This window comes from Tardiphaga sp., from assembly GCF_028290785.1.
Lineage (GTDB): Bacteria > Pseudomonadota > Alphaproteobacteria > Rhizobiales > Xanthobacteraceae > Tardiphaga.
Window position 1 is genome coordinate 1 of the sequence record NZ_JAQGJD010000098.1, and the last position, 5,273, is coordinate 5,273.

The window sequence follows — 5,273 nt, forward strand, 5'->3', positions numbered from 1 at the left end:
GGTTATTCCGGCAGCATGACCATCGAGTTGCAGCGGGGCGATATCAAGAAGCCGTTGAATAACATCGAGGACACGGCGAAGCGGCGGGAGGGCTCAGCGCCGTCCGTTCCCCGGACGCGGTGCAGCGCGCGGCGCTTGCCGCATGGTGCTCCGCAGAGCCGGGGTCGTCCCAAGCGCCGGAGGTCGTTGCGGTCCCGGTTCTGCGCAGCAGCGCAAGGGCGCTGCAGTAGTCGTAGGATGGGTTGAGCCCCCGGCGAAACCCATCGGCGGGAGTGATGGGTTTCGCAAGGGCCTCAACCCATCCTACGAAATCGCCCCTAGCCCCGCCCGCGATACGGCGCGACGCCTTGTTCGGGGATCCATAGGCCCTTGGGCACTTTGCCGGTCTGCCAGAACACGTCGATCGGGATGCCGCCGCGCGGGTACCAGTAGCCGCCGATGCGCAGCCATTTCGGCTTGATCTCGGCCGCGATGCGCTTGCCGATGGAGACGGTGCAGTCCTCGTGGAAGGCGCCGTGGTTGCGGAACGAGGCGATATAGAGTTTCAGCGATTTCGACTCCAGCAGCCACTGGCCGGGCACGAAGTCGATCATCAGATGGGCAAAGTCCGGCTGCCCGGTGACCGGGCACAGCGAGGTGAATTCCGGCGCCGTGAAGCGCACCACATAATTGGTGTCTCCTTGCGGATTCGGCACCCGGTCGAGTTTGGCAAGCTCGGGGGAGGTCGGCCATGCCACATCGTGGCCGAGCTGCAGGCCGGACGGGTCCAGCTTCGAAACAGCCTCGGTTTTGGGCGTCTGCTCGGGCTTTTTCTTGGGGGTTTTGGACATCAGGGTCTCCGTTGCGGCGGTTCTTAGCCAATATGGCCGCCGCCGTCACCCCGTGCGGCCTTTTCCAGCCCGGTGCCTTGCTGTAGAACCCGCCCGACTTTCCTGCCAACCGTCCACCCCACCCGCCAAAGAGGCCCCCATGACCGCCATCTTCGACATCATCGGCCGCGAAATTCTCGACAGCCGCGGCAATCCCACGGTCGAAGTCGACGTCATTCTCGAAGACGGCTCGATGGGCCGCGCGGCGGTGCCGTCCGGCGCCTCCACCGGCGCCCATGAAGCGGTCGAGCTGCGCGATGGCGACAAGGCGCGCTATCTCGGCAAGGGCGTGCTCAAGGCGGTCGATGCCATCAACGGCGAAATCTTCGACGCCATCGGCGGCATGGACGCCGAGCAGCAGGTGCAGATCGACGAGATCATGATTGGCCTCGACGGCACCCCCAACAAGTCCCGGCTCGGCGCCAACGCCATCCTCGGCGTCTCGTTGGCGGTCGCCAAGGCCGCGGCGGAATCCTTCGACATGCCGCTGTATCGCTATGTCGGCGGCACCTCGGCGCGCACCCTGCCGGTGCCGATGATGAACATCATCAACGGCGGCATGCATGCCGACAACCCGATCGACTTCCAGGAATTCATGATCATGCCGGTCGGCGCGTCCTCCTTCGCCGAGGGCCTGCGCTGTGGCGCGGAGATCTTCCACACCTTGAAGAGCGAACTGAAGAAGGCCGGCCACAACACCAATGTCGGCGACGAGGGCGGCTTTGCGCCGAACCTGAAGTCCGCCGATGAAGCGCTCGACTTCGTGATGGCCGCCATCAACAAGGCCGGCTACAGCGCCGGCAAGGACGTCATGCTGGCGCTCGACTGCGCCGCCACAGAATTCTTCAAGGACGGCGCCTACGTCTATGGCGGCGAGAACAAGACCCGCAGCGGCTCGGAGCAGGCGAAGTATCTCGCCGACCTGGCGTCGCGCTATCCGATCGTCTCCATCGAGGACGGCATGTCGGAAGACGACATGGACGGCTGGAAGGAACTCACCGACCTGATCGGCAAGAAGTGCCAGCTGGTCGGCGACGACCTGTTCGTCACCAACGTCACGCGGCTCGCCGACGGCATCAAGAACGGCCGCGCCAATTCGATCCTGATCAAGGTCAACCAGATCGGTTCGCTGACCGAAACGCTCGCCGCCATCGAGATGGCTTACAAGGCAGGCTACACCGCGGTGATGTCGCATCGCTCCGGCGAGACCGAGGACTACACCATCGCTGACCTCGCGGTGGCCAGCAATTGCGGGCAGATCAAGACCGGCTCGCTGTCGCGCTCGGACCGCATCGCCAAGTACAACCAGTTGCTGCGCATCGAGCAGGAACTCGGTACCCAGGCGAAGTATGCCGGCAAGGCGGCGCTGAAGGCGCTGGCGTAACGGCCGGCTATCGACAGGTCATGGTCGTCGCTCGCAGAGCGAACGAGGATGATCCTGGAGACGTTCAATAAGAACAACTGTCAAACCTGCGTCTGCAAAGTTCCCTACGCGGAACTTGCAGACGTTATTTTGTGAAACGTTTGAATGGACGTTTGTTCTTAAGGAACGCGTTACTGCCGCACGCTATCCGTCGAAGCAGGACGGAGCGCATCGATGGCGGGCATCTTTCAGGTTCAGGGTTTTGGCGCACTGTCCGAGTACAACGGGCAGTTCTCGACCGCCAGCGCGGCGCAATCGTTTCAGAACATCGCGGCGCTCGGTTCCAATTCCGTCGCGCTGACCGCGCGGATCTGGACCGACAGCAAGACCGGCAGCACGGTCATCGCCGATCCCGCCAAGACCGAAAGTGATGCGAGCCTGCTGGCCGGATTTCAGGCGGCGCACGCGGCGGGACTGTCGGTGGTGTTCAAGCCGGGGATCACCGGGCTAGACAGCACCATCTCGAGCAGCCTGCAGCCCGCCGACATCGATGCGTTCTTTGCCTCCTACAAGGCGGAGATCGTGCATCTCGCCGGGATTGCGGAGCAGGGTGGCGTCGCCACCTTCGCGATCGGCAACGAGATGAGCAAGCTGTCTGGCTCCGCCTATGTCGGCCAGTGGACCGACCTGATATCGGCGGTTCGCCAAGTCTATCACGGCGAACTGACCTACTCGGCCGCGACCGACGAAGCCTCCAAGGTCGGCTTCTGGAGTCAGCTCGATACGATCAGCGTCAACACCTATCCACCGCTGACGTCCAGCACCACGCCGACGGTGGACGATCTCGTCCATGCCTGGACCGAGGTGCCGTACAATCCGTACTATGCCGCCGCGTTCAACTATAAATCCCCGGTGGATTTCCTGCATTCGCTGTCGCTGCAATATGGCAAGCCGATCCTGATGACCGAGGTCGGTTATCGCAGCATTGACGGCACCGCGATCAATCCCGGCGGCGGCTCGTCGAAGGCTCCTGCCGACGCCGCCGAGCAGGCCGATGCCTATAACGCCTTCCTGCAGGTCTGGACCTCGCATGGCGGCAGCTGGCTGCAGGGCGCCGAATTCTGGCAGTGGGATCTCAACGGCAACTATTCGCCGACCGGCTATTCCGTGCAGGGCAAGCCGGCGCAGGATGTCGTCTCGCAATATTTCCATGGCAACGGCGCGGTGCCCGGACTGACGCTCGAAGGTTCGTCGGTCGTCGATATCATCGATGCCGGCAGCGGCAACGACACCATTCACGGGGGCCTGGGCGGCGACCTGATCCGCGGCGGCGCCGGCAATGACATCATTGTCGGCGGCCCCGACGTCACCGCGAAGCTCGCAACGACGACGGTGACCATCACGGGCTACGGCTCCGTGGTGGCCGGCGTCGGCGCGCAGGCCGTCATCATGGTGAACGGCGTGGCGGTCTCGGGTCTGCTGGAGTTCAAGCCGGCCACCGATCCGTCCGGCTACCAGAGCTACACCATCACCTTCGACAATCCCGCGCAGGTGACCAGCTTCGATATCAACCTCGCCAATTCTGTCTCCGGCCGCGCGCTGCACCTCAAGGATATCGTGGTCAACGGCGTCGCGCTGACGCCGGACCAGGCCACCAACGCCAGTTCGCCCGGGACCTTCGATCTCTACGTCCGCACCATCCATTTCGATACCACCGCGCATCAGGACTGGTTCGTCGGCGCCGCCAGCGACAACGACGTGATCACCGGCGGCGGCGGCAACGACATCATCGATGGCGGCGGCGGCATCGACACCGCGGTGTTCTCCGGCAATTCCAGCGACTACGACATCATCTTCAACGGCGGCGCCATCGTGGTCACCGACCGGATCGCCGGCCGCGACGGCAGCGACCGCCTGACCAATGTCGAGTTCCTGAAGTTCGCCAACGCCACCGTCGGCTCCGACAGCATCATCCCGGCTTCCACCGCCGCGCTGGCCGGCGACAGCTATCAGTTTCACGCCACCGGCGAGACGGTGCGCCATGCCGACGGCACGCGCGATGTCTATGATGCCGCCGTTGTCGGCCAGGCCTATGCTTCGCTGCACACCACGATCGACGCCACCGGGCATTCCAGCCTGGTGGAAGGTTTTCGCGCGGACGGATCGGCGGTGATGAAGCAGACGGTCGATGCGTCCGGCATCAAGCACCTCGATCAATACGACGCCCTCGGGCATGTCACCCAGCAGACCGTGACGCAGAAGGATGGCTCCTACACCCAGTCGAATTACGCCGCGGATGGCGATCTCACCAGCGAGACGCAGCGCCACGCCGACGGCACGCGCGACATCACCACCTACGAGATTTCCGGCAAGGACTACACGTCGCTGCATGTCGTGCGTGACGCCGGCGGCGTCAGCGTTCTCACCGAAGGATTCCGCGACGACGGGTCGCTGGCGCTGAAGCAGACGATGAACGAGGGCGTCAGGTCTCTCGGTCTGTACGACGAGCGCGGACATCTCAGCGAGCTGACCGTGACGCAGAAGGACGGCTCGTTCCTGCAGTCCAGCTACGCGGCGGACGGCTCATTGGCGGTGGAGACCGCGCGCCACGCCGACGGCACGCGGCACGTCGATACGTTGGCTGTAACGGGTCAGGCCTATTCGGCGCGGCACGACGATTTCAGCGCCACGGGACAGCGGCTCGCCACCGTGTTCGACAACCACGACGGCAGCCACACCGAGACCGCCTATCGATCGGGCGTGACGCTGACCTCCACCGCGGGGAACGACGTCATGAACAGCGCCGGCGGCGATACGTTCGTGTTCCGGGAAGCATCCGGCCACGACGTCATCAACAACTTCAGGATCGGCGAGGGGGCCGGCCACGACGTCATCCAGATCGCTTCATCGGTCGCCGTCGATCTCGCGCACCTCGCGGTGCATGTGGTCGGGCACGATACGCTGATCGATCTCGGCCACGGCGCCTCGATCACGCTCACCGGCGTGATTGCGCCGCTGACGCAACACGACGTGCTGATTGT

General features: G+C 64.2%; 3 protein-coding genes. 2 read left to right on the forward strand and 1 reads right to left on the reverse strand.

Annotation, left to right across the window (positions count from 1 at the left end):
* Positions 1–317: 317 nt before the first annotated feature.
* Entirely contained in the window at positions 318–830 is a 513-nt protein-coding gene (gene queF / locus JWR89_RS05410; RefSeq protein WP_299712716.1) for a preQ(1) synthase, read from the reverse strand.
* A 139-nt stretch (positions 831–969) separates the two neighbouring features.
* Between queF and eno the strand changes: the two genes are divergently transcribed.
* Together eno and JWR89_RS05420 are read left to right on the forward strand one after the other, a co-directional pair.
* On the forward strand, positions 970–2,253 hold the full coding sequence (gene eno / locus JWR89_RS05415; RefSeq protein ID WP_299712719.1) for a phosphopyruvate hydratase: 1,284 nt from the start codon (positions 970–972) through the stop codon (positions 2,251–2,253).
* Positions 2,254–2,466: 213 nt separating this feature from the next.
* The coding region (locus JWR89_RS05420) for a hypothetical protein (protein ID WP_299712722.1) at positions 2,467–5,273 on the forward strand (2,807 nt) is incomplete at its 3' end.